The organism is Aliiroseovarius sp. PrR006, from assembly GCF_010500215.1.
Taxonomy (GTDB): Bacteria; Pseudomonadota; Alphaproteobacteria; order Rhodobacterales; family Rhodobacteraceae; genus Aliiroseovarius.
Genome location: NZ_JAAGOY010000004.1, coordinates 1328860 through 1354819 on the forward strand (window position 1 = coordinate 1328860; position 25960 = coordinate 1354819).

23 protein-coding genes are annotated in these 25960 nt (G+C 60.8%); 11 read left to right on the forward strand and 12 right to left on the reverse strand.

Annotated features, from left to right (window positions below; all coding sequences use genetic code 11):
- Positions 1–24: 24 nt before the first annotated feature.
- Both G0Q00_RS06515 and G0Q00_RS06520 read right to left on the reverse strand, forming a co-directional pair.
- Positions 25–663 (reverse strand): lysoplasmalogenase, encoded by a 639-nt coding sequence (locus tag G0Q00_RS06515; RefSeq protein WP_163037465.1) that lies wholly within the window; start codon positions 661–663, stop codon positions 25–27.
- A 110-nt stretch (positions 664–773) separates the two neighbouring features.
- Entirely contained in the window at positions 774–2459 is a 1686-nt protein-coding gene (locus tag G0Q00_RS06520; protein ID WP_203564903.1) for an NAD(P)H-dependent oxidoreductase subunit E, read from the reverse strand.
- 450 nt (positions 2460–2909) lie between these two features.
- On the opposite strand from G0Q00_RS06520, the gene G0Q00_RS06525 reads away from it, so the two are divergent.
- The 7 genes from G0Q00_RS06525 (at position 2910) to dtd (ending at position 9436) form a co-directional block, all read left to right on the forward strand.
- Entirely contained in the window at positions 2910–3794 is an 885-nt protein-coding gene (locus G0Q00_RS06525) for a 5-bromo-4-chloroindolyl phosphate hydrolysis family protein (protein ID WP_163037468.1), read from the forward strand.
- Between the two features lie 17 nt (positions 3795–3811).
- On the forward strand, positions 3812–5005 hold the full coding sequence (locus G0Q00_RS06530; RefSeq protein WP_163037470.1) for a toxic anion resistance protein: 1194 nt from the start codon (positions 3812–3814) through the stop codon (positions 5003–5005).
- Positions 5006–5070: 65 nt separating this feature from the next.
- Positions 5071–5991 (forward strand): DUF2927 domain-containing protein, encoded by a 921-nt coding sequence (locus G0Q00_RS06535; RefSeq protein WP_163037472.1) that lies wholly within the window; start codon positions 5071–5073, stop codon positions 5989–5991.
- Between the two features lie 28 nt (positions 5992–6019).
- Positions 6020–7135 (forward strand): SPFH domain-containing protein, encoded by a 1116-nt coding sequence (locus G0Q00_RS06540; RefSeq protein ID WP_163037474.1) that lies wholly within the window; start codon positions 6020–6022, stop codon positions 7133–7135.
- 60 nt (positions 7136–7195) lie between these two features.
- Complete coding sequence (locus G0Q00_RS06545) at positions 7196–8311, forward strand: TFIIB-type zinc finger domain-containing protein (protein ID WP_163037476.1); 1116 nt, start codon at positions 7196–7198, stop codon at positions 8309–8311.
- A 10-nt stretch (positions 8312–8321) separates the two neighbouring features.
- Entirely contained in the window at positions 8322–9002 is a 681-nt protein-coding gene (locus G0Q00_RS06550) for a nitroreductase (RefSeq protein ID WP_163037478.1), read from the forward strand.
- The gene (dtd, locus tag G0Q00_RS06555) at positions 8999–9436 is read left to right on the forward strand and encodes a D-aminoacyl-tRNA deacylase (protein WP_163037480.1); all 438 of its coding nucleotides are present in this window, start codon (positions 8999–9001) and stop codon (positions 9434–9436) included. Before G0Q00_RS06550 ends, dtd begins: the two co-directional genes overlap by 4 nt.
- A gap of 100 nt (positions 9437–9536) precedes the next feature.
- Here the strand turns inward: dtd and G0Q00_RS06560 are convergent, their stop codons facing one another.
- The 8 genes from G0Q00_RS06560 to G0Q00_RS06595 all read right to left on the reverse strand — a co-directional run bounded on the left by G0Q00_RS06560 (position 9537) and on the right by G0Q00_RS06595 (position 19676).
- The gene (locus tag G0Q00_RS06560; protein WP_163037495.1) at positions 9537–10469 is read right to left on the reverse strand and encodes a glyoxylate/hydroxypyruvate reductase A; all 933 of its coding nucleotides are present in this window, start codon (positions 10467–10469) and stop codon (positions 9537–9539) included.
- Entirely contained in the window at positions 10469–11614 is a 1146-nt protein-coding gene (gene rodA, locus G0Q00_RS06565; protein WP_163037497.1) for a rod shape-determining protein RodA, read from the reverse strand. The genes G0Q00_RS06560 and rodA overlap by 1 nt, the downstream gene beginning before the upstream one ends.
- Entirely contained in the window at positions 11611–13566 is a 1956-nt protein-coding gene (gene mrdA, locus G0Q00_RS06570) for a penicillin-binding protein 2 (protein ID WP_163037499.1), read from the reverse strand. The genes rodA and mrdA overlap by 4 nt, the downstream gene beginning before the upstream one ends.
- Complete coding sequence (locus tag G0Q00_RS06575; protein WP_163037501.1) at positions 13563–14102, reverse strand: rod shape-determining protein MreD; 540 nt, start codon at positions 14100–14102, stop codon at positions 13563–13565. Before G0Q00_RS06575 ends, mrdA begins: the two co-directional genes overlap by 4 nt.
- Positions 14099–15025, reverse strand: a complete 927-nt coding sequence (gene mreC, locus G0Q00_RS06580; RefSeq protein WP_163037503.1) for a rod shape-determining protein MreC — start codon at positions 15023–15025, stop codon at positions 14099–14101. The genes G0Q00_RS06575 and mreC overlap by 4 nt, the downstream gene beginning before the upstream one ends.
- Positions 15026–15076: 51 nt before the next feature.
- Positions 15077–16114 (reverse strand): rod shape-determining protein, encoded by a 1038-nt coding sequence (locus G0Q00_RS06585; protein WP_163037505.1) that lies wholly within the window; start codon positions 16112–16114, stop codon positions 15077–15079.
- A 247-nt stretch (positions 16115–16361) separates the two neighbouring features.
- Positions 16362–17900, reverse strand: a complete 1539-nt coding sequence (locus G0Q00_RS06590) for a 2-isopropylmalate synthase (RefSeq protein WP_163037507.1) — start codon at positions 17898–17900, stop codon at positions 16362–16364.
- Positions 17901–18161: 261 nt separating this feature from the next.
- Positions 18162–19676: an MORN repeat-containing protein gene (locus tag G0Q00_RS06595; RefSeq protein WP_239058334.1), complete on the reverse strand. Its 1515-nt coding sequence runs from the start codon at positions 19674–19676 to the stop codon at positions 18162–18164.
- A gap of 182 nt (positions 19677–19858) precedes the next feature.
- Between G0Q00_RS06595 and G0Q00_RS06600 the strand changes: the two genes are divergently transcribed.
- Together G0Q00_RS06600 and G0Q00_RS06605 are read left to right on the forward strand one after the other, a co-directional pair.
- Positions 19859–21520: an NAD+ synthase gene (locus G0Q00_RS06600; protein ID WP_163037509.1), complete on the forward strand. Its 1662-nt coding sequence runs from the start codon at positions 19859–19861 to the stop codon at positions 21518–21520.
- Positions 21521–21561: 41 nt separating this feature from the next.
- Positions 21562–21990 (forward strand): DUF1801 domain-containing protein, encoded by a 429-nt coding sequence (locus G0Q00_RS06605; RefSeq protein WP_163037511.1) that lies wholly within the window; start codon positions 21562–21564, stop codon positions 21988–21990.
- Between the two features lie 5 nt (positions 21991–21995).
- On the opposite strand, the gene G0Q00_RS06610 is transcribed toward G0Q00_RS06605, so the two are convergent.
- Positions 21996–22391 (reverse strand): metallopeptidase family protein, encoded by a 396-nt coding sequence (locus G0Q00_RS06610; protein ID WP_163037513.1) that lies wholly within the window; start codon positions 22389–22391, stop codon positions 21996–21998.
- 61 nt (positions 22392–22452) lie between these two features.
- Between G0Q00_RS06610 and gltX the strand changes: the two genes are divergently transcribed.
- Positions 22453–23778, forward strand: coding sequence for a glutamate--tRNA ligase (gltX, locus tag G0Q00_RS06615; RefSeq protein WP_163037520.1), 1326 nt, complete (start codon positions 22453–22455; stop codon positions 23776–23778).
- A gap of 155 nt (positions 23779–23933) precedes the next feature.
- Positions 23934–25334, forward strand: coding sequence for an MATE family efflux transporter (locus G0Q00_RS06620; protein ID WP_163038348.1), 1401 nt, complete (start codon positions 23934–23936; stop codon positions 25332–25334).
- Here the strand turns inward: G0Q00_RS06620 and G0Q00_RS06625 are convergent.
- Complete coding sequence (locus G0Q00_RS06625) at positions 25263–25883, reverse strand: gamma-glutamylcyclotransferase family protein (protein ID WP_203564904.1); 621 nt, start codon at positions 25881–25883, stop codon at positions 25263–25265. The genes G0Q00_RS06620 and G0Q00_RS06625 overlap by 72 nt on opposite strands.
- Positions 25884–25960: the final 77 nt, after the last annotated feature.

Sequence of the window (25960 nt, forward strand, 5' to 3'; positions counted from 1 at the left end):
AAGGGGGGCTTCAAGCCTTACTAACTACAGCGCAGCCAGCCCGCCCAGAAGGATCAGCACCTGCCCGGCAATATAGAAGCCCCAGATCGCATAACCCGCTTTCAGCCGGTGGTGATAGGTATCGGACATCCGAAACAGGCTGATCGCCAAAATGACGTCCGAGATGATGAACAAGCCCGCACCGATGACCGTTAAACCAAAGGGCAGCGCCAGAGCCGTCAGGCCCATCACGCCGATGATGATCACATAGATCCGCACCGGCCATTGCAAGTGTCCTGTGTGTGTCGCCAACCAAACCTCGGTCGAGACCATCAGGCCCACTAGCACAAGCGCAGGGATGGGCGCGGTAGTGAATACTTCATAGATGGGGGCACCCGACAGACCCAGAAAATGCAGAATGTAGAGCAGATGCGCCAAGGCGAAAGCGGACAGACCATAGAGGAACGGGCCATCCCCGTCGCGCGATAGACCGAAATCGCCCAGCGCAGACAGGAACAATCCGGCGACCAAATAGGCAGAGCCTCCGCCAAGATAGGCCGCCAGCGAGAACACCGAAAGCGGGATCGTCTTGATGAGCGAGCGCGGCCACGAGGCCGGGCGCGATGTCAGCGGGAAATAGGCCAGTGAGATCAGAAGGCCTAGGATAAGGGGCAGTTGAGCCATGTCTTTGCGTAATCCAAATGGGTTAACGGCGCATTGACCACCGCCAACACGCGCCCAGCCAACCCGCGCATGACGCGCGGGTCAAGCATGACGTTACCGTACTTGGAAGATCAGACTTCGTCGGGGAAGTGCTTCATGGTCAGACGGATCGGGTTCGGCGCCGCCTGCCCCAGACCACAGATTGATGCGTCAACCATCGTCTGGCTCAGCTCTTCCAGCAGATCCTGATCCCACTTGTCCGCCTGCATCAGCTTCACAGCTTTCTCGCAACCGACACGGCAAGGGGTGCACTGACCGCAGCTTTCATCCTCGAAGAACCGCAGCATGTTCAAAGCGGCTTCCTTGGCGCTGTCTTTGTCGGACAGAACCACGACGGCGGCCGAGCCGATGAAGGTGCCATGCGGCTGCAGCGTGTCGAAGTCCAGCGGGATATCCGCCATCGACGCGGGCAACAGACCCGAGGACGGGCCACCCGGTTGATAGGCTTTGAAGCTGTGACCCTCGGCCATGCCACCGGCAGCCTCGATGATGTCGGTGATGGTCGAGCCCGCGGGCAGCAGATGCACACCCGGTTTGGCAACGCGACCCGAAACGGAATACGAACGCAGCCCCTTGCGGCCATTCTTCTCGACCGAGGTCAGGATCTCTGGGCCTTCGCGCATGATGCGGGCGACCCACAGCAGGGTCTCGACGTTGTGGACCAAGGTCGGGCGGTTAAAGATGCCGACTTGAGCCACGAAGGGCGGGCGGTGACGTGGTTCGCCACGTTTGCCCTCGATCGACTCGATCATCGCGCTTTCTTCACCGCAGATATACGCACCTGCACCGCGGCGCAGGTCGATAAAGCCGGGGGCGACGATGCCCGCGACTTCCAGCGCTGCAATCTCACGTCGCAGGATGTCCAGCACTGCGGGGTATTCATCGCGCATGTAGATAAAGCAGGTCTCAGCCTCGACCGCCCAAGCGGCGATCAGCATGCCTTCCAGCATAAGATGTGGGGTGCGTTCCAGATAATAGCGGTCTTTGAACGTGCCAGGCTCGCCCTCGTCGCCATTCACGGCCAGATAGCGCGGACCTTCGTTGGCGCGCACGAAGCCCCATTTGGTGCCCGAGGGGAAGCCCGCGCCACCAAGGCCGCGCAGGCCGGCGTTCAGAACGGTTTCCTGAACGTCCTTCCAGTCACCACCGTCGCGTAGCTCGGCCAGCTTGGCATAGCCACCCTCGGCCTGATACGCGGCCAGATCTTGATAGTCGGGGATGTGGGCGTGGGTGTCATCGGCCTGCAGCGCTGCCAGCGTTTTGTCAAACGTGGCGTGGTCAATGTGGTTGTGGCCCAGCTCCAGCACCGGCGCGGTATCGCAACGACCCATGCACGGCGCACGCACGACGCGCACTTCCGAGGCATCCAACCCGTCTTCAAGCGCCTTTTGCAGCGCTTCGGCGCCAGCCAGTTCGCAGGACAGGGAATCACAAACGCGGATGGTCAAAGCGGGCGGAGGCGTCTCACCTTCTTTCACCACGTCGAAATGGGCATAGAAGCTGGCGACCTCGTAAATCTCGGCCTGTCCGGTGCCCATTTCCTGCGCCAGCGCGCGGATGTGGTCAGCCGACAAATGGCCGTATTCGTCCTGAATCAGGTGCAAAAACTCGATCAGCAGATCGCGGCGACGCGGACGGTCGCCAAGCAAAGCCTGCACACGCTCCAGCGCATCCATATTCAGCTGACGGCCCTTCGGCGTCCGACGCCCTTTGCCTTTGCCCGATTTCCAGATGCCTTTTTTGTCGTCCAGCGCCATGATGATCCCCTTGAAGCACCCATATATCATAACGGTCCCGCAGCACCGCACGCCATTCAAAAACGACATACGCATGGCGGATTGCGTAGAACGACACATTCACGTTGACGCGTGCGCCCAGACATTCGCCATATTAATCCCAAAGCAGCATGTCTTGGCCGAACAGATTGCGCCGCCCATTGCGGTGCGTAATTTCCCGCCAAGGGGGAGCCTGTAAAACCATTCCCCCTTGTTTATCACCCCACCGGGCTTATTCTTCTTCCTGATACAAAACACATGGAACGTGTTGATCTGAAAGGCCGCACGCGCGTGTTCGCGTCCCGGCCTTATAGGCTTTAGACGCGCCGTTTTTGGAAGGGACCTGAACGTGTCGGAAAATGGATTGCAGAAAACTGCATTCTTTATGCTTCTCGCGCTGATCCTCTATGTTTCGATCATGGGAGGCGCGTAATGGCACAGCGATATGGGGGCGACTTCAGCCCCGGTGGACAGCCCAAAACGCCGCCGCCCACTCGCCGTCCGTTCGACGGACAAGAACCGGCCCGCAGTGCCGGGCGGGTGAACTTTCTGTTTCTTGCCCCCCTGCCCCTTGCGATCCGTGCGTTTTTTCAACCACCGACCGAGATGGCCCTGACCCTTATGGCGTTCGGCATTCTGATCGCGTCAGCGTGGCTGACCCGCGATGGCGTGATGGCCCATCAGGCCTATGACGCCCGTAAAATTGCGCGCCGCCCCGCGATCCCGCGCAAACTGTTCGGTGCGGCCCTGATGGGGGCTGGTCTGGCGCTGGTGGGTTTTGCGGGGGGCTCGGTCCTGAATGCCGCGATCTTTGGTGTGCTCGGGTCGGGTCTGCATCTGGCCGCGTTTGGCCCCGACCCCCTGCGCAACAAAGGCGCCGAGGGCGTGGACGAGTTCCAAACTGACCGCGTTGCTCGTGCCGTGGGTGAGGCTGAAAAGCATCTGAACGCTATGCGCGAGGCCATTTCTCGCATCCGCGACCGCCGCGTCGAAGCGCGCCTTGATCAGTTCATCGCCACCGCCCGCGACATGTTCCGCACGGTCGAAGACGACCCCCGCGACCTGACATCGGCCCGGAAATATCTGGGCGTCTACCTGCTGGGCGCGCGTGACGCGACGACCAAATTTGTCGACATCCACCTGCGCGACCCGCATGGCGGCGCGTTGGCCGACTACGAAATCCTGCTGGATGATTTGGAAGCAAATTTCGCAGCCAAAACGAAGCAATTCCTAAAAGATGATCGCAGCGATCTTGATGTCGAAATCGAGGTGCTGCGGGAGAGATTGGCACGCGAAGGCGTGCGCAGCGAAGATTAAGTGACGAGGATAATGTGATGACCCAGACGACCCGCGAACAGGCGCAAGCCGCCCTGAAAGAGATTGAGGACACCACCGCTGTGATCCTGCCCGAACCCTCGACCGCTCTGGTCCCTCTGGCGGAGGCAGATGAGCCCACCAGCGCCGAAATCCAGAAGCGCATGGACGAAATCGACATGACGAACACGCAGTCGATCATCGAATTCGGCTCGGCCGCGCAGTCGGAATTGCAGGTGATCAGCCAAGACATGCTGCAGGGCGTGCGCAACAAGGATGTTGGCCCGGCGGGCGACAGCCTACGCAATATCGTGACCACGATCCGCGGCTTCTCGATCAGCGAATTGGACATGCGCCGCAAGCGCAGCTGGTGGGAAAAACTGCTGGGCCGCATGGCGCCTGCAGCCAAGTTCATGGCGCGTTACGAGGATGTTCAGGGTCAGATCGACAAGATCACCGACAACCTGCTGAACCACGAACATGTGCTTCTGAAAGACATCAAATCGCTCGACAAGCTCTATGAGAAAACACTCGATTTCTATGATGAGCTGGCTCTGTACATCGCCGCCGGTGAAGCCAAACTGGCCGAGCTGGACGACACCGTAGTCCCCGCAAAAGAGGCCGAGGTCGCCGCCGCCCCCGAAGAGGATGGCGTGATCAAGGCACAGGAACTGCGCGACCTGCGCGCCGCGCGTGACGATCTGGAACGCCGGGTGCATGACCTGAAGCTGACCCGTCAGGTGACGATGCAGTCGCTGCCCTCGATCCGTCTTGTTCAGGAAAACGACAAGTCACTGGTGACCAAGATCAACTCGACCTTGGTGAACACAGTACCGCTTTGGGAAACCCAGCTGGCGCAAGCCGTGACCATCCAGCGCTCGTCCGAGGCTGCTGCCGCCGTGAAAGACGCCACTGACCTGACCAACGAGCTTTTGACCGCCAATGCCGAAAACCTGCAAGAGGCCAACCGCATGGTCCGTCAGGAAATGGAGCGCGGTGTCTTCGACATCGAAGCGGTGAAATCGGCCAACGCCACCCTGATCGCCACGATCGAGGAAAGCCTGGCCATCGCAGACGAGGGCAAAGCCAAACGCGCCGCTGCCGAAGAAGAACTGGTGAAAATGGAAGCCGAGCTGAAAGAGACTTTGGCAGCCGCGAAGGCACGCGGCACCGCATCAGGTCACAATCTGGCCGAAAGCGTGTCGGACAGCTAAGAAGGGCGAGAGGCAAGCAGGTGAGCAGAACCGCGTTTCACAAAATCACAGGGGCCGTTATTGCGATGACAGCCCTGACTGCTATGGCGGGCTGCACGTTGCAGACGCCTGCCTCGGCGCCGCCTCAGCCTGTCGAAACCCTTCCGCATCTGACGATTAACCCCGCGAAAGACAACAGTGCCTATCTTCGGAACTACTACGCCAAGATACAGGCCAGCCGTCTGGTGCATGATCAGTTGCGTAGGGATGGCGGTGGTCCCGACACGCCCTTCACCGACGCAATGCTGGCGCGGAATTTTGAACGCATCGCCTTCAACAGCGAATACACTCGTGTGGGCAATCGCCGGATCACACAGGAACACGCCGTCAAGTTGACCCGGTGGACCCGGCCTGTGCGTTTCGGGCTGAACTTCGGGGACGCGGTACCCGAGGAACAGCGCGAGGTCGACCGGCAGGTCTTTGCGCCCTATGTCGCCCGACTGGCCCGCTTGACGGGCCACCAGATCAGCGCCGCCTCGGGTGCCGTTCCGATTGGTGTGAACTTCACCGTCTTCATCCTGACCGAGAGCGAGCGCCGCGCGAGTGCGACGGCACTCCGTCGTGCGGTGCCAGGCATAAGTGACGCCGATCTCTATCAAATCGCTAATCTGAATCGCGACACACAATGCGTTGTCTTCGCCGGAGACCGCGATGACGATAACCGTATCGAGCGCGCCGTCGCCGTGATCCGCGCCGAGCTGCCCGACCTGATGCGCACGGCCTGCATCCACGAGGAACTGGCGCAAGGCCTTGGCCTACCCAATGACAGCCCCTTGGCGCGTCCCTCGATCTTTAACGATTCCGACGAATTCGGGCTTCTTACCTCGCATGACGAGCTGTTGTTGCAGATGCTCTATGACAAGCGTCTGCAGCCCGGTATGACCGCCGACGAGGCGCGCCCGATCTTTACCAAAATTGCAGCCGAACTTATGGGCGGCTCTGCGTGACCCCATTGCCCCCTAGGAGGATTTAACCATGGGTATTCTTGATTTTCTGACCGGAGAATTCATCGACGTCATTCATTGGGTGGATGACACGCGCGACACGATGGTCTGGCGCTTTGAGCGCGAAGATCACGAGATCAAGTACGGCGCGAAGCTGACCGTGCGCGAAGGTCAGGCCGCCGTGTTCGTGCATGAAGGCCAGCTGGCGGATGTGTTCACGCCCGGCCTTTACATGCTTGAAACCAACAACATGCCGATCCTGACGACGCTGAACCACTGGGATCACGGCTTCAAGTCGCCTTTCAAGTCCGAGGTTTATTACGTCAACACGACCCGTTTCAACGATCTGAAATGGGGCACCAAGAACCCGATCATGCTGCGCGATCCGGAATTCGGCCCGACCCGCATCCGCGCCTATGGCACTTACTCGGTCCGCGTGACGGACCCAGCGAAGTTTCTTGTGGAAATCGTCGGCACTGATGGCGAATTCACGATGGACGAGATCAGCTTCCAGATCCGCAACATCATCGTGCAGGCCTTCAGCCGCGTGATCGCAGGCGCGGGCATTCCGGTTCTGGACATGGCCGCCAACACTGCTGATCTGGGCAAAATTGTCGCCGCCGAGATCACCGGCATTGTCGCCGATTACGGCCTGTCGATCCCTGAATTCTATATCGAAAACATCTCGCTTCCCCCCGCGGTCGAGGCGGTGATGGACAAGCGCACCTCGATGGGCATCGCTGGCAATCTAGACAACTACATGAAGTTCAACGCGGCCGAGGCGATGGGGGCCGAGAACTCGGCCATGGCATCGTCGATGGGCGCTGGTATGGGTGCTGCGATGGGTATGGGCATGGCCGGTCAGATGCAGTCCGGCCCGTGGGGCGCCGCCCCTGCTGCCCCGGCGGCACCGCGCGCACAAACACCGCCTCCTCCGCCGCTGGAACGCGTCTGGCACGTGGCCGAGAACGGCAATACCAAAGGTCCGTTTTCCAAGGCCGCAATCGGGCGCATGGCCGCTGCAGGCAGTCTGACCCGCGACAGCCACGTCTGGACCCCCGGCCAAGACGGCTGGATGCGCGCCGAGGATGTGGCCGAGCTGGCACAGCTCTTCACCATCTTGCCGCCGCCCCCGCCCGGTGCCTAAGTCGTCGGGCGATCCGACCGGGTCGCCCTTCCCCTTTCCTCGAGACAAGGTTTCCTCCGGATGACCTATCCGCGCGAAGACACCCAATCGCCCGTCGAAGAACATCGCTTTCCCTGCGACCAATGCGGGGCAGATCTGCGGTTCGATCCCGAGCACAACCAGCTGACCTGTGACCATTGTGGCTTCAAGGCTCCGATCGAGGATCGCCAACCGCCACAGGCCGTCATCCGCGAGCTGGACCTGAAACGCGCCCTGTCCGCTGATCTGCCGGATCACGAACTGGAAGAAACCCGTGTGGTCGCCTGCCCGAACTGCGCCGCTCAGTTCGAATTTGACGCGGCCACCCATGCTGCAGAATGCCCCTTCTGCGCCACACCAGTTGTGACTGACACCGGCACGCATCGGCATATCAAGCCCAAAGGGCTCGCCCCGTTTGAATTAGAGGAACGCGAGGCTCACAAAGCCATGAGCGACTGGCTGGGTCGACTCTGGTTTGCGCCGAACGGGTTGCAGGAGTACGCCCGCAAGGGGCGCAAGATGACGGGCATTTATGTGCCCTATTGGACCTTCGATGCGGACACCAAAACGCGATATACCGGCCAGCGCGGGACCGAGCACCAACGCACACGCACCGTCATGGTAAATGGCAAACGCGAAACGCGCACGACGACACATGTCCGCTGGACCTCGGTCTCGGGCCGGGTGGCGCGGTTCTTTGATGACGTGCTGGTGCTGGCCTCTCGTGGTCTTCCCAAGAAATACACCGACGCGCTGGAGCCGTGGGATCTGTCGCGATTGGAGCCCTATCGCCCCGAGTTTCTGGCAGGCTTCCGCGCCGAGGGCTACACCGTCGATCTGGACGAGGGCTTTGACGAAGCGCGCGAGTATATGAACCGCGTCATCCTGCGCGATGTGAAATTTGACATTGGCGGGGACCGTCAGCGCGTCAGTTCGATGGACACGGAAATGTCCGATCTGACCTTCAAGCACATCCTGCTGCCGGTTTGGCTGGCCGCCTACAAGTATCGCGGCAAGACCTATCGGTTTGTGGTGAACGGGCAGAATGGTCGTGTACAAGGGGAACGCCCCTACTCGGTCTGGAAAATCGCCTTTGCTGTGATTTTGGGACTGATCGTGGCCGGTGTGATCGGCTATCTGTCGGCGCAAAGCCAATAGAGGGCAGCCGATGACTCCCGACCAATTCGACACGCTTCTGAGCGCCCGCCATTCCTGCCGTGCCTTCCGCCCGGATCCGATCCCCACGCCGGTGATCGAACAAATCTTGCGCTCGGCCCAAAAGGTGCCAAGCTGGTGTAACGCGCAGCCGTGGCAGGTTGAAGTGACCACCGCGTCCGAAACCGACCGCCTGCGCGATGCCTTCTATGCCCACGCGATGCAATCCGCGCAGACGCCGGATATAGACTGGCCCAGCGCCTATACCGGGCTGCATCAACGCCGCCGCAAGACCTGTGGCTTGCAACTTTACAAAAGCGTGGGTGTAGCGCCGGGGGATCGCGCCGCATCCGGTCAGCAGATGCTGGAAAACTTCCGCTTCTTCGGCGCCCCGCATATCGCCCTGATCACCGCTCCCGCCGAGCTTGGCCCCTATGCCTATCTGGATTGCGGGGGCTTCGTGACCGGGTTCTGTCTGGCTGCCACCGCCCAAGGTGTCGCAACAATCCCACAAGCCGCCGTGGCCGCGTTCGCGCCCTTCCTGCGCGACTGGTTTAATCTGCCAGACGATCGCGTGATCCTGTGTGGCATTGCCTTTGGTTTGAGCGACGAGGAGCACCCCGCCAACAGGTTCCGCACCGAACGGGCGGATTTGGACGAGTGGGTGCATTGGCACGGAAAGGACAGTAAATGAGAGCTTTGATCCAACGCGTTAGCGAGGCTGCGGTTCGTGTCGACGGCGAGGTTATTGGCGAGATCGGCCCCGGCCTTCTGGTTCTGGTCTGCGCGATGGAAGGCGACGCCGAGGCGAATGCCGACACGCTGGCGGCCAAAATCTCGAAACTGCGGATCTTCAAGGATGACGCGGACAAGATGAACCGGTCCTTGCTGGATACGGGCGGGACGGCGCTTGTGGTCAGCCAGTTCACGCTGGCCGCCGACACCTCGCGCGGGAACCGTCCGGGGTTTTCTACAGCAGCCCGCCCGGACGAGGGCGAGCGGCTTTATGAATACTTCGCAGACCAGCTACGCGGTCACGGGATTGAAGTGGCGCAGGGGCGTTTCGGCGCGGACATGAAAGTGTCGCTGGTGAATGACGGTCCAGTCACGATCTGGATGGAGTTCTAAGGCCAAGGGGGCTCACTTCGTGAGCCTGTAGGGGCTTTGCCCCAGAGGGAAAGCAAGCTTACCCTCTTCCCCAGGATATTTTCAGCAAGAAAATGAGGGGTTAGTAGCCCGCTTTTTTATCGACCAGATGCAGGAAGGGTTCCTTGGCCTCGCCGCGACGGATGTTTTCGGCAATGACCTTTGCCGCCGTGTCGGGGCGCGTATCTGACGCGATATGCGGCGTGACCGTCACTTTCGAGTGGGCCCAAAAGGGATCGTCAGCGGGCAGAGGTTCGACGCGGAACACGTCCAGCGTCGCGTGACCGATATGGCCGCGATCCAGCGCGCCCAGCAGGGCGGAATCGTCAATCAGCGGGCCACGGCCCGGATTGATGATCACAGCGCCTTCGGGCATCATTGCGATCCGTTCGGCGTCCAGCACGTTTTCGGTCGCTTTGGTAGCGGGCAGCAGCAGGACCAGAATGTCAGAATTGCGCAGCACCTGTTCCAACCCTTCATCGCCGTGCAGACAGGTGACGCCGTCGATCGACTTGGCACCGCGGCTCCAGCCAGACACGGGGAAGTTCAGATCGGTCAGCGCCTTAGCACAGACGCGGCCCAGCTCTCCTAGCCCCAGAATGCCAACGCGGCGGTCGCGGGCCAAGGGCGGGGCGAGACGGCCCCACGCGGGGCTGGTGTTGTGAATGTCCTGATCCATTTCCAGATGGTGGCGTAGCACGTGGCCCACGACCCATTCGGTCATGCCTTCGCTTAGCCCCTGATCCACCATACGCGCATAGGGCTGGGTCAGCGTGGGGTTATAGACGATCCGTTCGACCCCGGCCCACAGGCCCAGCACCGCCTTGGCACGTGTAAAGGGGGTGAAATCCTGAAGCGCGCTGTTTGGGTCGTAGACGATGTAATCCACCTGATCGGCGGGCAGGTCGCAGGATAGCGCCGCCTCGATCTCGATCTCGTCAAGCGCCTTGCTGATCTCGCGTTGATAGACATCCCAGCGTTTGGGGTTGCCGGCATAAAGGACGTTGATGGGCATCACTTTTGTCTCGCTCTGTGCACATGTGCGCTTTGGACCAAACCGAATCCGACCAGCAATATCAACATGGCTGATCCGCCATAACTGACCATCGGCAACGGCACCCCGACCACCGGGGCAAGGCCCATCACCATGGACATGTTCACAGCAAAGAACAAGAAGAAGGTGACGGAAATCCCAAGGATCAGAAGCGAGCTGAAACGGTCCTTGTTTTGGAAGGCTGACACGGCGCAGAAGATCAGGATCAGCACATAGAGCGTCAAAAGCGAGGCGCCCCCAAGAAAGCCGAACTCTTCTGCCAATGTGGTGAAAATGAAATCAGTGTGCTTTTCCGGCAGAAAGTTCAGGCGTGACTGCGTGCCCTGCATAAAGCCCCGCCCGGTCCAGCCCCCGGACCCTAGCGCGATCTTGGATTGGGTGATGTGATAGCCCGCCCCCAGCGGGTCCGAAGATGGGTCTAGAAACGTATCGATCCGACGGTACTGATAGTTTTTCAGTAGCTGCCATTCCGTCCCGCGCGACATGAATACAGACGCAACCAGCCCCACGCCCGAGGCGATAACCGCCCCGAAATACCACAAGCTGACACCTGCCAGAAACATGATCACGCCGCCCCCCGTGACCAGCAGGATCGAGGTTCCGAGGTCGGGCTGACGCAGCACCAGAAAGGTCGGCAGCATGATCAGGATCACCGGGATCAGCACCCAAAGCGGACGCGAGACCTTCTTGATATCGAGCCAGTCATAATAAGCTGCCAGCATCATCACCAAAGTGATCTTCATCAGCTCGGACGGTTGCAGACGCATGAAGCCAAGGTCGATCCAACGCTGCGCGCCCATCCCGACGGATCCGATCACCTCGACCAGAACCAGCAGGACCAGAGAGATCAGATAACCTAGCCCGGCCATGTTGCGCCAGAACCAGATGGGCACCATGGCGATGACAAACATCAGGAACATACCCAACGCAAAGCGCTTCATCTGCGCCATCGCCCACGGGTCCATCTTGCCGCCCGCAACCGAGAACAGCATCAGGAAACCCACGCTGGCCACCGCGATCAGAAGCAGCACAAGCGACCAGTTCAGATAGAGCACCTTACGCAGCCCTGACGGAACGGTTTTGACGTTATACTCAAGATAACTCATGCCCGGCCCTCGGCGGCTTTCACACGCTCGTCATGCGGCATGTCCAACATCTCTTCGATGTCGCGTTGGCGGGTCTGGATGGTGCCGCGCTGGTTCGCTGGATAGGCCTCAAGCGGGGGCTTACCTTTGTAAAACGCCTGCAGCATCACATCGCGCGCGATAGGCGCCGCCGCCGTCGATCCGCCACCCCCATGTTCGACCACGACGGTCACCGCATAGCGCGGGTTGTCATGGGGTGCGTAGCAGACGAACAGCGCGTGGTCGCGACGCTCCCACGGCAGATCCTCGTTGCGGAATACTCCGCGCGCGCGTTCGGCGGCGGTGATGTTGCGCACCTGACTGGTGCCAGTTTTGCCTGCCATGCGCAGGTCATCGCCGACAATTTTCGAGCGTCCAGCCGTGCCACGCCGCGCGTTCACGACCTCGTACATGCCCTCGCGAATTGCGTTCAGATTGCTAGTGCCGATCTGAAGCGGGCCGTCATTGCGGACCGGTGTTTCGACCCCGTTGACCGAGCGGACTAGTCGCGGAGAAATCGCCTGTCCGGTCGCCAGTCTTGCGGTCATCACTGTCAACTGGAGGGGCGAGGCCAAGACGAAACCCTGACCGATGCCTGCGTTCAGACTGTCTCCAATTACCCAGTCAGCACCCCGTTGCTCGCGCTTCCACGCCTTGGTGGGGATCAGACCCTGCGCAATTGCCGAGAGGGGAAGGTCGTGACGCTCCCCCAGTCCCAACTTGCGCGCCATCGCGGCGATCTTCTCGATCCCAACGCGTTGGGCGATGTCGTAATAGTAGATGTCACAGCTTTCGCGCAGGCTTTTCGCCAGATCGACCGGCCCATGTCCCCCGCGTTTCCAACAGTGGAACCTGCGTTTGTGGACTTCGACATGACCCCAGCATTTGATGGATTCGCCGGGTTCGATCACACCCTCTTCCAGCGCGGCCAAGGCCGTAACCATCTTGAATGTCGATCCGGGCGGGTAAGTGCCCTGCGCCGGTTTTGCCGCCAGCGGACGGTATTTGTCGTTCAGAAGCCCGCTGTAGTCCTTGCTGGAGATCCCGCGCACGAACTTGTTGGGATCAAACGTAGGCGCCGAGCCGATGGCCAGCACGTCCCCCGTCTGAGTGTCCATCACCACCGCAGCAGCACTTTCACCCGCAAGGCGCGCTTGCACATAGGCTTGCAGGTCGGCGTCCACAGTCAGCTGGATGTTGTCGCCTGCGCGGCCTTCCTCGCGGTCCAGCTCGCGCATCTCGCGGCCCACGGCGTTTACTTCAACCTCGCGCGTGCCGGCGGATCCGCGCAGATCCAGCTCCATCTTCGCTTCAACACCGCTTTTGCCGATCTGGAAACGCGGGATTTGCAAAAGCGGATCTGGATCTTCCAGCTTTGACAGATCATAATCCGACACCGGTCCCACATAGCCAATCACATGGGCGAAATCGTCGGCGCGTGGATAGCTGCGCGACAGGCCCACTTCGGCGGTGATGCCGGGCAGCGCGGGGGCGTTCACGGCAACCTCGGCCACGTCTTCCCACGCAACGCGGTCGGCGACGGTGACGGGCACGAAAGGGCTGCGACGGCGCATTTCGTCCAAGATGCGTTTCACCTCTGCGTCATCGATCCAGACGATCTTGCGCAGGCGGTTCAGCACCGCTTCGGGATCGTCTGCATCCTCACGCACGATGACGATGCGATAGTTCTGTTCGTTGCCCGCGATCAGCACGCCATTGCGGTCATAGATCAACCCGCGCGCGGGCGGTAGCAACGAGAACTTCACCCGGTTTTCTTCGGCCAGATCGCGGTATTCGTCGGCCTGCTCGACCTGCATATAGCGCATCCGCCCCACCAGCATTGCCGCGAACGAAACCTGAAGACCGCCAAGAAACAATCCCCGACGGGTGATCTTGCGGGCGCTGGCATCGGTATCTTGGGGGGATCGCTTCATGCTGCCTGGCTCCGCACCGGATCGTCACCGGGTTGAAGCTTTTCAACGCCCAACACGAAGACTGACACGAAGACCACCGCCGGGTAGATCGCAACGGTTGCCATAAACTGCAACAAAGCGCGGCCAACGGGAATCTGGTCAACAAAGAAGACCGTAAGGAAGATCCGCTCGGCCAACAGCATCGCCAGCAGAACGGCGGCGACAACGCCCCATTCGATCATGAAGGGCTGCTCGCGCAAGCCGACCTCGCGCCGCCTTAGCATCTCGAGCCCGATCACCGCCATCAGCGCGCCGACGGCGGGAATGTCCTGATACAGAAGATCGTTCAGGAAAATCAGGGCGACGACCAGAAGGATGGGCACATAGTCCGGGCGGCGCAGCATCCAAGCCACCACGACGGCCATGAAGATGTCGGGGCCGGGGAAGCGTCCGGCGCTAAGGTCTAGTGGCAGGAGCCTCACAAACAGAAGGCCCGCCGAGATCGCAATCAACAGCCCCCAGAAGCCCCAGCGCAGAAGCGTCACGCGATCTGTCATTCGCCCTGCCCTCCGTCCGCGCTGGCGGCATCCTCCGCGTCGACCGGTTCGGGTGGCACGGCAGGGCTGGCAACGATCAGGCTACCCTCGCCCTCGACCATTTCGCCGGGGTGGCTGCGCAGGACGCGTAGGAACTGAAGCCGTTCATAGTCCGCGGCCAGCCGGACGCGCAGACGCCGGTCGGTGCCCAGCGCCACATGCCCGACAAGCAGCCCCGCGGGGAACACGCCGCCATCACCGGACGACACCACGCGATCGCCGGGCCGGACCTTTTCGGGGCTTTCTAGAAACTCGATCGGCGGGACGGCCGAGTTGTCGCCCACCAGAAGCGCATCCTGCCCCGAGGGCTGAACAGTGATCGGAATGCGGCTGTTGCTGTCCGTCAGCAGGATCACACGACTGGTGCTTTTCCCCACGCCCGCGATCCGCCCTGCAAGCCCAAGGCCATCAGTCGTCGCCCAGCCATCCACCAGCCCGTCGCGGGTGCCGATGTTCAGCAGCACTGACTGTCGGAAGGGCGAGCCGCTATCAGCCAGCACAACGCCGGTCACATAGCTGAGCTGCGCATCCAGTCGCACATTATTCAGGTTCAGAAGCTGGGCGTTTTCCTGTTCCAACTGAAGGGCTGCTTCCTTCCACGCCTTCATCTGTTGAAGCTCGCGGCGCAGTTCCTGGTTCTGTTCGTAGATCCGTTGGTAGGACTGGAAGTCCTCGACCATGCCGACCAACTTGGTCACGGGCACCAAGGCCCAGTCGAAGCTGGGCACCACAGTGTCGATCAGATTTGCGCGGAAGCGTTCAACCCGAGGGCTATCGATCCGCCAGACCAGAAAGACCAGAAACAGGCACAGCATAAGCAGGCCGACAAAAAGCCTGCGCAGCGGACGGCCGTATTCCTCGGTCTGGTTCGGTTTGCGTGCCAATCTGGCCTCCGGTTACCCGACGGGCGCGCCCCACCGGCGGGGCAGACCCGATCAGCTGTCGTAGTCGATGACGTGGCGCAGCTGCTTTTCAAACTCCAGCGCTTTGCCGGTGCCCAGCGCCACGCAGTTCAGGCTTTCATCCGCGACAGAGATCGACAAGCCGGTCTGCTCGCGCAGGGCAAGATCCAGCTCACCCAACAGCGCGCCGCCACCGGTCAGCATAACGCCACGGTCCACGATATCCGCCGCCAGATCGGGCGGCGTGGCTTCCAGAGCGGTCATCACGGCTTCGCAGATTTGCTGTACCGGTTCGGCCAAGGCCTCGGCGACCTGCGCCTGATTGATCTCGGTCTCTTTCGGAACACCATTCAGCAAGTCACGCCCACGAATCGTAAGCGAGGTCCCGCGACCGTCATCAGGCATCCGTGCGGTGCCGATGGTGGTTTTGATGCGTTCCGCGGTGGCTTCCCCCACCAGTATATTCTGCTGGCGGCGCAGATAGCTGATGATCGCATCATCCATCCGGTCCCCCCCGACGCGCACCGAGCGCGCGTATACTATGTCGCCCAGCGACAGAACTGCCACTTCGGTCGTCCCGCCGCCGATGTCCACAACCATGTTGCCGGTCGGGTCGGTGATCGGCATACCGGCCCCGATGGCGGCAGCGATGGGTTCGGCCACAAGCCCAGCGCGACGGGCGCCTGCCGACAGAACCGACTGACGAATAGCGCGCTTTTCGACCGGCGTTGCGCCATGCGGCACGCAGACGATGATTTTCGGCTTCGAGAAAGTCGTGCGGCGGTGCACCTTGCGGATGAAATTCTTGATCATCTCTTCCGCGCTGTCGAAATCGGCAATCACACCTTCTCGCATCGGGCGGATCGCCTCGATCGAGCCGGGCGTCCGGCCCAGCATCAACTTGGCGTCTTCGCCGACGGCCAGCACTTTCTTCACACCGTCCTTGACGTGATAGGCGACCACCGAGGGTTCGTTCAGAATGACGCCCTTGCCCTTTACGTAGACCAGCGTATTCGCGGTCCCAAGGTCAATCGCCATGTCCGACGAAAACAATCTCGAAAACCCTGCCATTTGGATGCCTATCCCGTTCCTATCCCTTTTGTGCCCGCGACTCCCGTAGGGTGCAGACCGGTGGATATATAAGCCTCTAAGCTCTGCGGCGAAAGCCCTAATACAAACGGGCGAGCGGCTTATCGCCAAGGACAGGGGAAATCGAACAATTGGTGAGCGAGAGCCCAGAAATCTGGCTCTGAAATTTCACTTTTCGAACTAAACGTAAAAATGCGGGCAAATTGCTTTGCCCGCATCTTGTTTCAGATCAGACGCCCTCGGGCTTGGTCTTCTCGCGGCGCGTGATCAGGTTGTTCAGCGCGTTCACGTAAGCCCGAACCGAGGCCAGGATCGTATCGGTGTGCGAAGACTGGCCGGTCACGATCTTGCCGTTCTCTTCCATCCGAACCGAGACCGTCGCCTGTGCGTCGGTGCCTTCGGTCACAGCGTGGACTTGGTACAGCTGCAGACGTGCTTCGTGCGGGAAGATCATCTTCACACAGTTGAATGCTGCGTCGACCGGCCCGTCACCTTCCGAACTGACCTTATGCTCGACCCCGTTCACGGTCATGGTCAGATCGGCGGTATTCTTCTCTTCGGTGCCCGCAACCACGCGCAGCGATTTCACCTGCAGCTGGTCATTGGCATCGTCGGTACCGTCGGTCATCAACGCGACGATGTCCTCGTCGAACACCTCTTTCTTGGTGTCGGCCAGTTCCTTGAAGCGCACGAAGACGTCCTTCAACTGATTGTCGCCCACATCAAAGCCCAGATCATTCAGCTTGGCCTTCAATGCCGCCCGGCCCGAGTGCTTGCCCAAGGGCAGCGAGGTTCCAGCCAGACCGATGTCTTCGGGGCGCATGATCTCGAAGTTTTCCGGGTTCTTCAGCATGCCGTCCTGATGGATCCCGCTTTCATGGGCGAAAGCGTTCTTGCCGACGATGGCCTTGTTGTACTGCACCGCAAAACCCGACACCTGCGCCACGCGACGCGAGATGTTCATGATCTTGGTGGTGTCGATCCCGGTTTGATACGGCATAATGTCGTTGCGCACTTTCAAGGCCATCACGACCTCTTCCAGCGCAGTGTTGCCGGCCCGCTCGCCCAAACCGTTGATGGTACATTCGATCTGGCGCGCGCCTGCTTCAACAGCGGCCAAGGCGTTGGCGGTCGCCATGCCCAGATCGTTGTGACAGTGGGTGGCAAACACGATTTCGTCCGCGCCCGGCACACGTTCGATCAGCATGCGGATCAGGTCCGCACTTTCACGCGGGGCGGTATAGCCCACCGTGTCGGGAATGTTGATCGTGGTCGCACCCGCTTTGATCGCAATCTCGATCACGCGGCACAGATAGTCATGTTCCGTCCGGGTCGCGTCCATCGGCGACCACTGCACATTGTCCACCAAGTTGCGCGCATGGCTGACGGTCTCGTGGATCAGGTCGGCCATTTCATCCTGCGACAGGTTCGGAATGGCACGGTGCAGGGGCGAGGTGCCGATGAAAGTGTGAATGCGCGGCTTAGCTGCCTTGCGCACCGCTTCGGCACAGCGGTCGATGTCTTTGAAATTCGCGCGGCTCAGGCCACAGATCACCGAGTTCTTCGAACGCTCGGCGATCTCGGACACAGCGGCAAAGTCGCCTTCCGACGCAATCGGGAAGCCCGCCTCGATGATGTCCACGCCCATCTCGTCCAGCATCTCGGCGATCTCGAGCTTTTCGTCATGAGTCATGGTCGCGCCGGGGCTTTGTTCACCGTCACGCAAAGTGGTGTCGAAAATCAACACGTGATCCGAGGGATTGGTCATTGTCTTGGTCTCTTTAGATATAAGTTCTTAGCCTTTGTGGCCCATAAAGTTCGGGCCGGTTCGTGGCGCGGCTGGCGTGTCCCCTGAGCGGTCGCGCCAAAACGGCACGCTCAGAGGCGGCTAAGTAGTAGCAGAAGGCCCTGTGCGGGGCGGAAAGTGATATGGGTCTGCGTGTTCATGGGCGCAAATATACGTCGGTTTCCGTCGAGTTAAAGCCCTTTTTTACGGAATATCGCCCAAAGAGGGTCAACCAAGCGGGTGTCACTCGCTATCAGTCTGATCCTCGGTGGGCTCAGCAATTGTCCCCGCGGTCGAGGCACCCCCTGCCGCTTCAGCCGCCGCCGCGGCCGCGTCGCTGTCCAGCGCAGGGGCCGGGGCGGCTTCGATCGCACCCGCGATCAAGCCGTTTTCCCAAGCGCCTTCTTCCTGGCTGCCATCCGCACGCGTGACCACACCTTGACCGTGGCGCTTACCGTCCTTGAAGCCGCCTTCATAGCGGTCGCCGCCGGGGTAGATCGCGATGCCCTGCCCGTGGAACACGCCTGCGGCCCATTCGCCGTCATAGCTGAACCCGTCAGCTGTCTTGTAGGTGCCGCGCCCTTCACGGTTGCCGCCCACGAAACCGCCCTCATAGACCGATCCATCCGCCAGTTTCGAGACACCCAGACCGTGGAACATCCCCAACTGCCATCCGCCGGTATAGCTGGCGCCATCGGCGGTTTCCAACGTGCCCTCGCCGTCAAATAATGCGTCTTTGAACGCCCCTTCGTAGCGCGCACCATCAGCAAGCAGCGCGATGCCGCTGCCCTCAATCACGCCCCCAGTCCAGTCGCCTTCAAAGCTGCCGCCATCAGGATAGGTAATCATGCCCACACCATCGGGAAGACCCGCGCGGAACTGGCCCTTGTAGACCGAGCCATCGGGATAGGTCACGCTCCCATCGCCTTCGATCACACCGGCCACCCAGCTGCCCTGATACCGATAGCCATCGGCTCCGACAAAGATGCCCTGACCATGCCGCTGATCGACGTCAAAGCCGCCCTCATAGCGGTCACCATTGGCGTAATCGACCGTCCCGGCCCCTTGACGAGCCCCAGCCTGAAACTGGCCCGAATACACATCCCCGTTGGCCTGCGTCAGCACGCCGTCGCCATTCATCTGACCCTGCGCCCAGTTGCCCTCGTACATCATGCCATCCGATTGCGTTAGCTTGCCCGTACCGTCGCGTTCTCCGCCACGCATACCGCCTTCGTAAACCGAGCCGTCCGGATAGGACGACGTGCCCCGGCCTTCCTTCACGCCGGAAACCCAATCGCCTTCATAGATATAACCCGAGGGGCTTTGCAGCCGCCCCTGCCCGTGGTGCATCGCGTTGCGAAAACCGCCTTCGTACTGAAGACCATTGGCATAGAGCGCCAGACCCGAGCCATTGATCTTGCCATCGACCCAGTCCCCTTCGAAGCTAGCACCATCGGCAAAGGTGATCTTCCCGAAGCCCTCGGGTTTGCCCTTCACGAAACTACCTTCATAGAGCGATCCATTGGGGAAGCGCGCAACGCCCTGCCCGACGATCTCGCCTTCCATAAACTCGCCAGTATATTCATAGCCCGACGGCAGGGTCAGCGTGCCCATGCCATGCTGCAAGCCACCCTTGAACGTCCCCTCATAGACCGATCCGTCTTCGTATTGTTTGGTATCAACCTGCGCCAGCGCCACCGTGGGCAACACAAGCGCCAAAGCGACCATGCTGCGAATTCCGATCAGGGGGCTTTGCATCTCGAAACCTCGTTCAATTTCTTTGACTTGTTCTTGGACGGCCGAAGCCCATTCCGGCACAGACTATGCCGTCCAAAAAGCGTAGACAACGCTTTTCCCGTTCAGCCTCTTTATCCTGCGGGCAAACCTGCTACATCTGTGCCGAACCATCCCCCGCAAAGCCGGGAAGAAGGACAAGCGCGATGAGTGATAATTTCCGCCTGACACTGGCACAACTGAACCCAACCGTGGGCGCAATTGCGGGCAACTGCGACAAGGCGCGTGATGCGTGGAATGTGGCGAAAGAGGCTGGCAGCGACATGTTGGCCCTGCCCGAGGCGTTCGTGACCGGCTATCAGACGCAGGATCTAGTGATGCGCCCGCAATTCTTCCGCGACGCGATGGACGCGGTCGAGGCACTGGCGAAGGACTGCGCCGACGGCCCGGCGATCGGCATCGGCGCGCCGTATCACGATGGCAAGGACCTCTATAACGCCTATTACATCCTGAAGGGCGGCAAGATCGCCACGCGGATCCTGAAGCAACGTCTGCCCAACGAAACCGTTTTTGACGAGGAACGTCATTTCACCTCGGCCGACCCGCAAGGCCCGTATTCCATGGGCCCGATCCGCATCGGGACGCCCATCTGTGAAGACGCATGGCATGCCGAAGACGTCTGCGAAACGCTTGCCGAAAGCGGCGCCGAGTTTCTGCTGATCCCGAACGGCTCGCCCTACTACCGCAACAAATTCGACGTGCGCTTGAACCACATGGTGGGCCGCGTGGTCGAAACCGGTCTGCCGCTGGTCTATCTGAACATGGTCGGCGGGCAGGATGATCAAGTGTTCGACGGCGGCACCTTCGCGCTGAACCCCGGCGGCGAGATGGCCCTAAAAATGAGCGCCTTTGACGAGGAGATTCAGCACATCGACCTGACCCGCACGGATGACGGCTGGCGCATCACGCCGGGCCTCATCGCCACGCATGGCGATGAGTGGGAACAGGACTACCGCGCGATGGTCGAAAGCCTGCGCGACTACATGGGCAAGACCGGCTTCAAACAGGTGCTGCTGGGTCTGTCCGGCGGGATCGACAGTGCCATTGTCGCCACCATCGCAGCGGATGCCTTGGGGCCGGAAAACGTGCGTTGCGTGATGCTGCCGTCCGAATACACGTCGCAAGGATCGCTGGACGACGCCAAGGACATCGCGACCCGTCTTGGCTGCACCTATGACTTCGTGCCGATCAAGGAAGGCCGCGACGCGATCACCAACACGCTCGCACCGTTCTTTGAAGGCTTGGAACCCGACATCACCGAGGAAAACATCCAGTCCCGTCTGCGCGGCTTGCTGTTGATGGCGCTGTCCAACAAGACCGGCGCGATGCTTTTGACCACCGGCAACAAGTCCGAGGTCGCGGTGGGCTATGCCACGATCTATGGCGACATGTCGGGCGGCTATAACCCGATCAAGGACCTCTATAAGACCCGCGTCTTCGAACAATGCCGCTGGCGCAACGCCAATCACCACGACTGGATGAAAGGCCCCGAGGGCGAGGTCATCCCGGTCTCGATCATCGACAAGCCCCCATCCGCCGAACTGCGCCCGGACCAGAAGGATGAAGACAGCCTGCCGCCCTATGACGTGCTGGACACGATCCTAGAAGGGATCATTGATGACGAGAAATCGGTGGCCGAGCTGGTCGCGGAAGGATTCGACAAGGCGACCGTCAAGAAGGTCGAGCACCTGATTTACATCAGCGAATACAAACGCTTCCAGTCCGCGCCCGGCACCCGTCTGACCATGCGCAGTTTCTGGCTTGATCGCCGCTATCCGATCGTGAACCGCTGGCGGGACATGAGCTGACAGGCTGGACGACTGCGCCCAGCCTGCCCTACTCTGCCCTCATGGCCCAGAACAAAACCCAGCCAACCGACCTCTCACCCGGCGAATTCATCGCCGCCATTGAACCGACCTCAAGACGCGAAGACGCACTAGCGCTCGACCGTCTGTTTCGCGCGGTCACAGGGTTTCAGCCCGTGATGTGGGGGCCGTCGATCATTGGCTATGGGCAGTATCACTATGTCTATGACAGCGGACGGCAGGGTGATTTTCTGGCCACCGGATTTTCACCGCGCAAGGCACGCCATTCGATCTATATCATGCCGGGCTATGCGGACTTCGGGGACATTCTGGCGCGTCTGGGCAAGCACAAGATGGGCAAGTCCTGCCTTTATGTGAACAAGTTGGCGGATATTGATCTGGAGGCGCTGGCCGAGCTGATCCGTGCGGGATTGGCAGACCTAAACCAGAAATGGCCGGTCCAGCCGACCTAAGCGCACTATTCCCACCACTGATCAATCATGGCGATGTCTTCGTCTGACCAGCCGAAGTGATGCGCGAATTCGTGCACCACTATATGGTTCACCAGCTCAGCCAAGGTGACATCTGGGCGGATTGCCAACTCGTTCAAAATCGCGCGCCGAAACAGCCAGATCGCATCCATCGCAAGCGGCTGATCGCTGACAGATTTCTCGGTCATTGGCACACCGACATACAGCCCCGTCAGCGTATAGGGATCCCCAATATCGTGATCAGCCAGAATGCTGGCATCCGGCATCTCGGCCACGTGGACCCCGACATCCAAGGCTGGCTCGGCAAACGGGTCAGGCAGATGGGCACGCGCTTCAAGCGCCATTTGCTCGATCTGCATCAAACTGGGTGCAGACGTTTCCATAGGGAATATTATGGACAAATCCGGGCCAATATGAAAGAGGGACCGCCAAGGAGATCAACCCATGACCACCACCCGTTTCGCCCCCTCGCCCACCGGCTACATCCATGTGGGCAACCTGCGCACCGCGCTGTTCAACTATCTGATCGCCGCCAAATCGGGTGGCCAGTTCATCCTGCGTTTGGATGACACGGACCCGGAACGCTCGAAACAGGAATATGCCGACGCGATCATGGAAGATCTGGAATGGCTGGGCCTGACCTGGGACCGCGTTGAAAAACAGTCGGACCGTCTGGACCGCTACGAGGCCGCCGCGCAGGAGCTGCGCGACATGGGCCGTTTCTATGAGTGTTTCGAGACCCCGACCGAGCTGGACCTGAAGCGTAAGAAGCAACTGAACATGGGCAAGCCGCCGGTCTATGACCGCTCGGCGCTGGCCCTGTCGGAGGACGAGAAAGCCGCCCTGCGCGCCGAGCGTGGTCAGGGCCATTGGCGTTTCAAGCTGGATCACGCGCGGATCAACTGGACCGACGGCATTCTGGGCGACATCTCGATCGACGCGGCATCCGTGTCGGACCCGGTGTTGATCCGTGGTGACGGGCAGTTCCTGTATACGCTTGCCTCGGTTTGTGACGACATCGACTTCGGCATCACCGACGTGGTGCGCGGTTCGGATCACGTGACCAACACCGGCACGCAGATTCAGATCATCGAAGCCCTCGGCGGCGCGGTGCCCAGCTTTGCCCACCACTCGCTTCTGACCGGCCCGCAGGGCGAGGCGCTATCCAAGCGTCTTGGCACGCTGGCCATCCGCGACCTGCGCGAGCAAGGCGTGCAGCCGATGGCGCTACTCAGCCTTCTGGCGCGTCTGGGATCATCGCAACCGGTCGAGCTGCGCAGCTCGCTGGATGAGATCATCGAAGGCTTCGATCTGTCGACCTTCGGCGCAGCACCGACCAAGTTCGACGTGCAGGACTTGTTCCCGCTGACCGCCCGCCATCTGGCTTCGCTGCCCGTAGATGCGGTGGCTGACAAGCTGGACGCCATCGGCGTGCCCGCTGATATGACCGAGGCCTTCTGGTCCGTCGCCCGCGAAAACATCACCACGCTGGGTGATCTGGAAGGCTGGTGGATCCTGTGCCGCGACGGCGCCGAGCCGCTGATCGATGACGAGGACCGCGACTTCATCGCCGAAGCCATGACCCTTCTGCCCGATGCGCCCTACGACGCCGACAGCTGGTCGAACTGGACGTCTGCCGTAAAAGAGGCCACCGGTCGCAAAGGCAAAACCCTGTTCATGCCGCTGCGCAAAGCCGTCACCGGCATGGAGCGCGGCCCGGACATGTCGTCGCTGATGCCGCTGTTGCAGGTTGTGCGGGCGAAGGGGTAAGCCCCCAGCAGCATTGAATTTGAAAAGGCCGTGCAGTTTTGCGCGGCCTTTTCATTTCATCCGCATCCCCGCACAGACCCTGTGCGCCCGACCCACTGGCGCTGTGTGCCGTTCTGCGTCATGCTGAGCGATAGCGAACAGGTAAGGTGACGATTATGGCCGAGGCGCAGGCGAAGTTTCTAGAAGGCAATCTGCTTCGGCACATCACGGTGATGTCGCTGACATCCTCAATCGGTTTGATGGCCATTTTCCTTGTCGATCTGGTCGACATGATTTTCATCTCGATGCTGGGCCGGGACGAACTGGCCGCGGCGGTCGGCTATGCGGGTGCGCTGTTGTTTTTCACCTCGTCTTTCGGGATCGGCATGTCCATCGCAGCCGGGGCGCTGGTCGCACGGGCTTTGGGGGAAGGCGAGCCGCATACCGCGCGCCGCCGAGCAGCCACAGCGCTGTTCTATGGCATGATCATCGGGGCCGTTTTCGCAGCCGTTGTCTGGTATTACACCCCCACTCTGGTCGCCCTTCTGGGTGCGTCGGGGGACACGCTAGCGCTTGCCACATCTTATCTACGGATCATCCTGCCCAGTCTGCCCATCCTGATCGCAGGCATGGTCGGCGGCGCGATCCTGCGCGCACACGGAGACGCCCGCCGGGCCATGATGGCAACCATCGGCGCTGGCGTGGTGAATGCGATCCTCGACCCGATCTTGATCTTCGGCTTGGGTCTGGACCTGACCGGCGCGGCGCTGGCATCTGTCGCGGCCCGCCTAACTGTGGCCGTCATGTCGATCTATCCGATCTTCAAGTACTATGGCGGCTTGGATCGCCCAACGCGGGCCGAGTTCCGCGTGGACTTCCCCGCCATCGCCACCATCGCCCTGCCCGCCATCCTGACCCAGTTCGCCACCCCCGTAGGGCAGGCCTATGTCACACGTTCCATGGCAGAATTTGGCGAGGACGCCGTCGCGGGCATGGCCATCATCGGTCGCCTGACGCCGGTCGCCTTCGGGACCATCTTTGCGCTGTCCGGGGCCATCGGACCTATCGTGGGGCAAAACTTCGGGGCAGGTAAAATGGATCGTGTGCGCGGATCGATCCGCGACGGACTGTTGTTCGTACTGGTCGTAGTGCTGGTCGTCACCGGCATCCTGTATCTGGCACGCGGCGCGATCGCGGATCTGTTCAGCGCCGAGGGTCTGAGCCGCGAGTTGGTCTTCCTCTTTTGCGGTCCACTGGCGCTCGCGTGGTATTTCAACGGCGTGATCTTTGTGACCAATGCCAGTTTCAACAATCTGGGCCACCCGTTCTATTCCACATGGGTGAACTGGGGCCGCCAGACGCTGGGCACCATCCCATTGGTCATTATCGGAGCCGCCTATTGGGGCGCCCCCGGCGTGCTGATCGGACAAGCGATTGGCGGTGTGGTGTTTGCAGGTATCGCGATGTTCTTGTCCGCACGCGTGCTGAACAAAGCCGAAGCCGGGCTATGCCCCGGTGCCGCGCATCCTTACCAGCGACAGACCCGTCTCATCTCGCTCTTTCACAACCGCCGATAAGCGGGACAGGCCTTCGTCGACCAGTGCGGTCTCTTCTGCGCTCAGCACCTGTGCGCGGGGATATTTGGGATCCGCGCGGTCGTTCAGAATGGGCGCATTCCAGCCCTCGGTCGTCTCGAAGAAATGGGTGACACCGTCCAGCCCAAACTCGCGGAAATAGCCCTGCACAACCACATCCAGATAGCTAAGCAGAACCGGATTGTCGTCCGTCGGCGCGTGGTGCTCGCCGGGCGCGATCGCATAGATCGCCACGTCCAGATCACCACCATCATGGCGGATTTCTGAACCCAACTGCACCCGCGCATAGGCGCGCTCGCGTTCATCCAACGCCGCCCAATCCGCGCCGGGAACCGAGGCGATTAGCCCCTCGATATAATCGGAACTATCCGGCACCGCTGTCAGGTAACACAGCGCCCGATGCGGAGACCGCCGCCACGCCCGATGCCAGCCCGACACACGTGCCGCACGCGGGTTGTCATAGCTGTGGGTCTGGCGGTTCACCAAGGAACCGTAGCCAAAGAAATGCGGATCATTCACTGGGGTCGTCATGGGGCGCAGCCTGCACCGGCATGCGGCGGGATACAAGCTCTTGCCGCCACGCGCGGGCGGCGATACGGTCAGGGAAA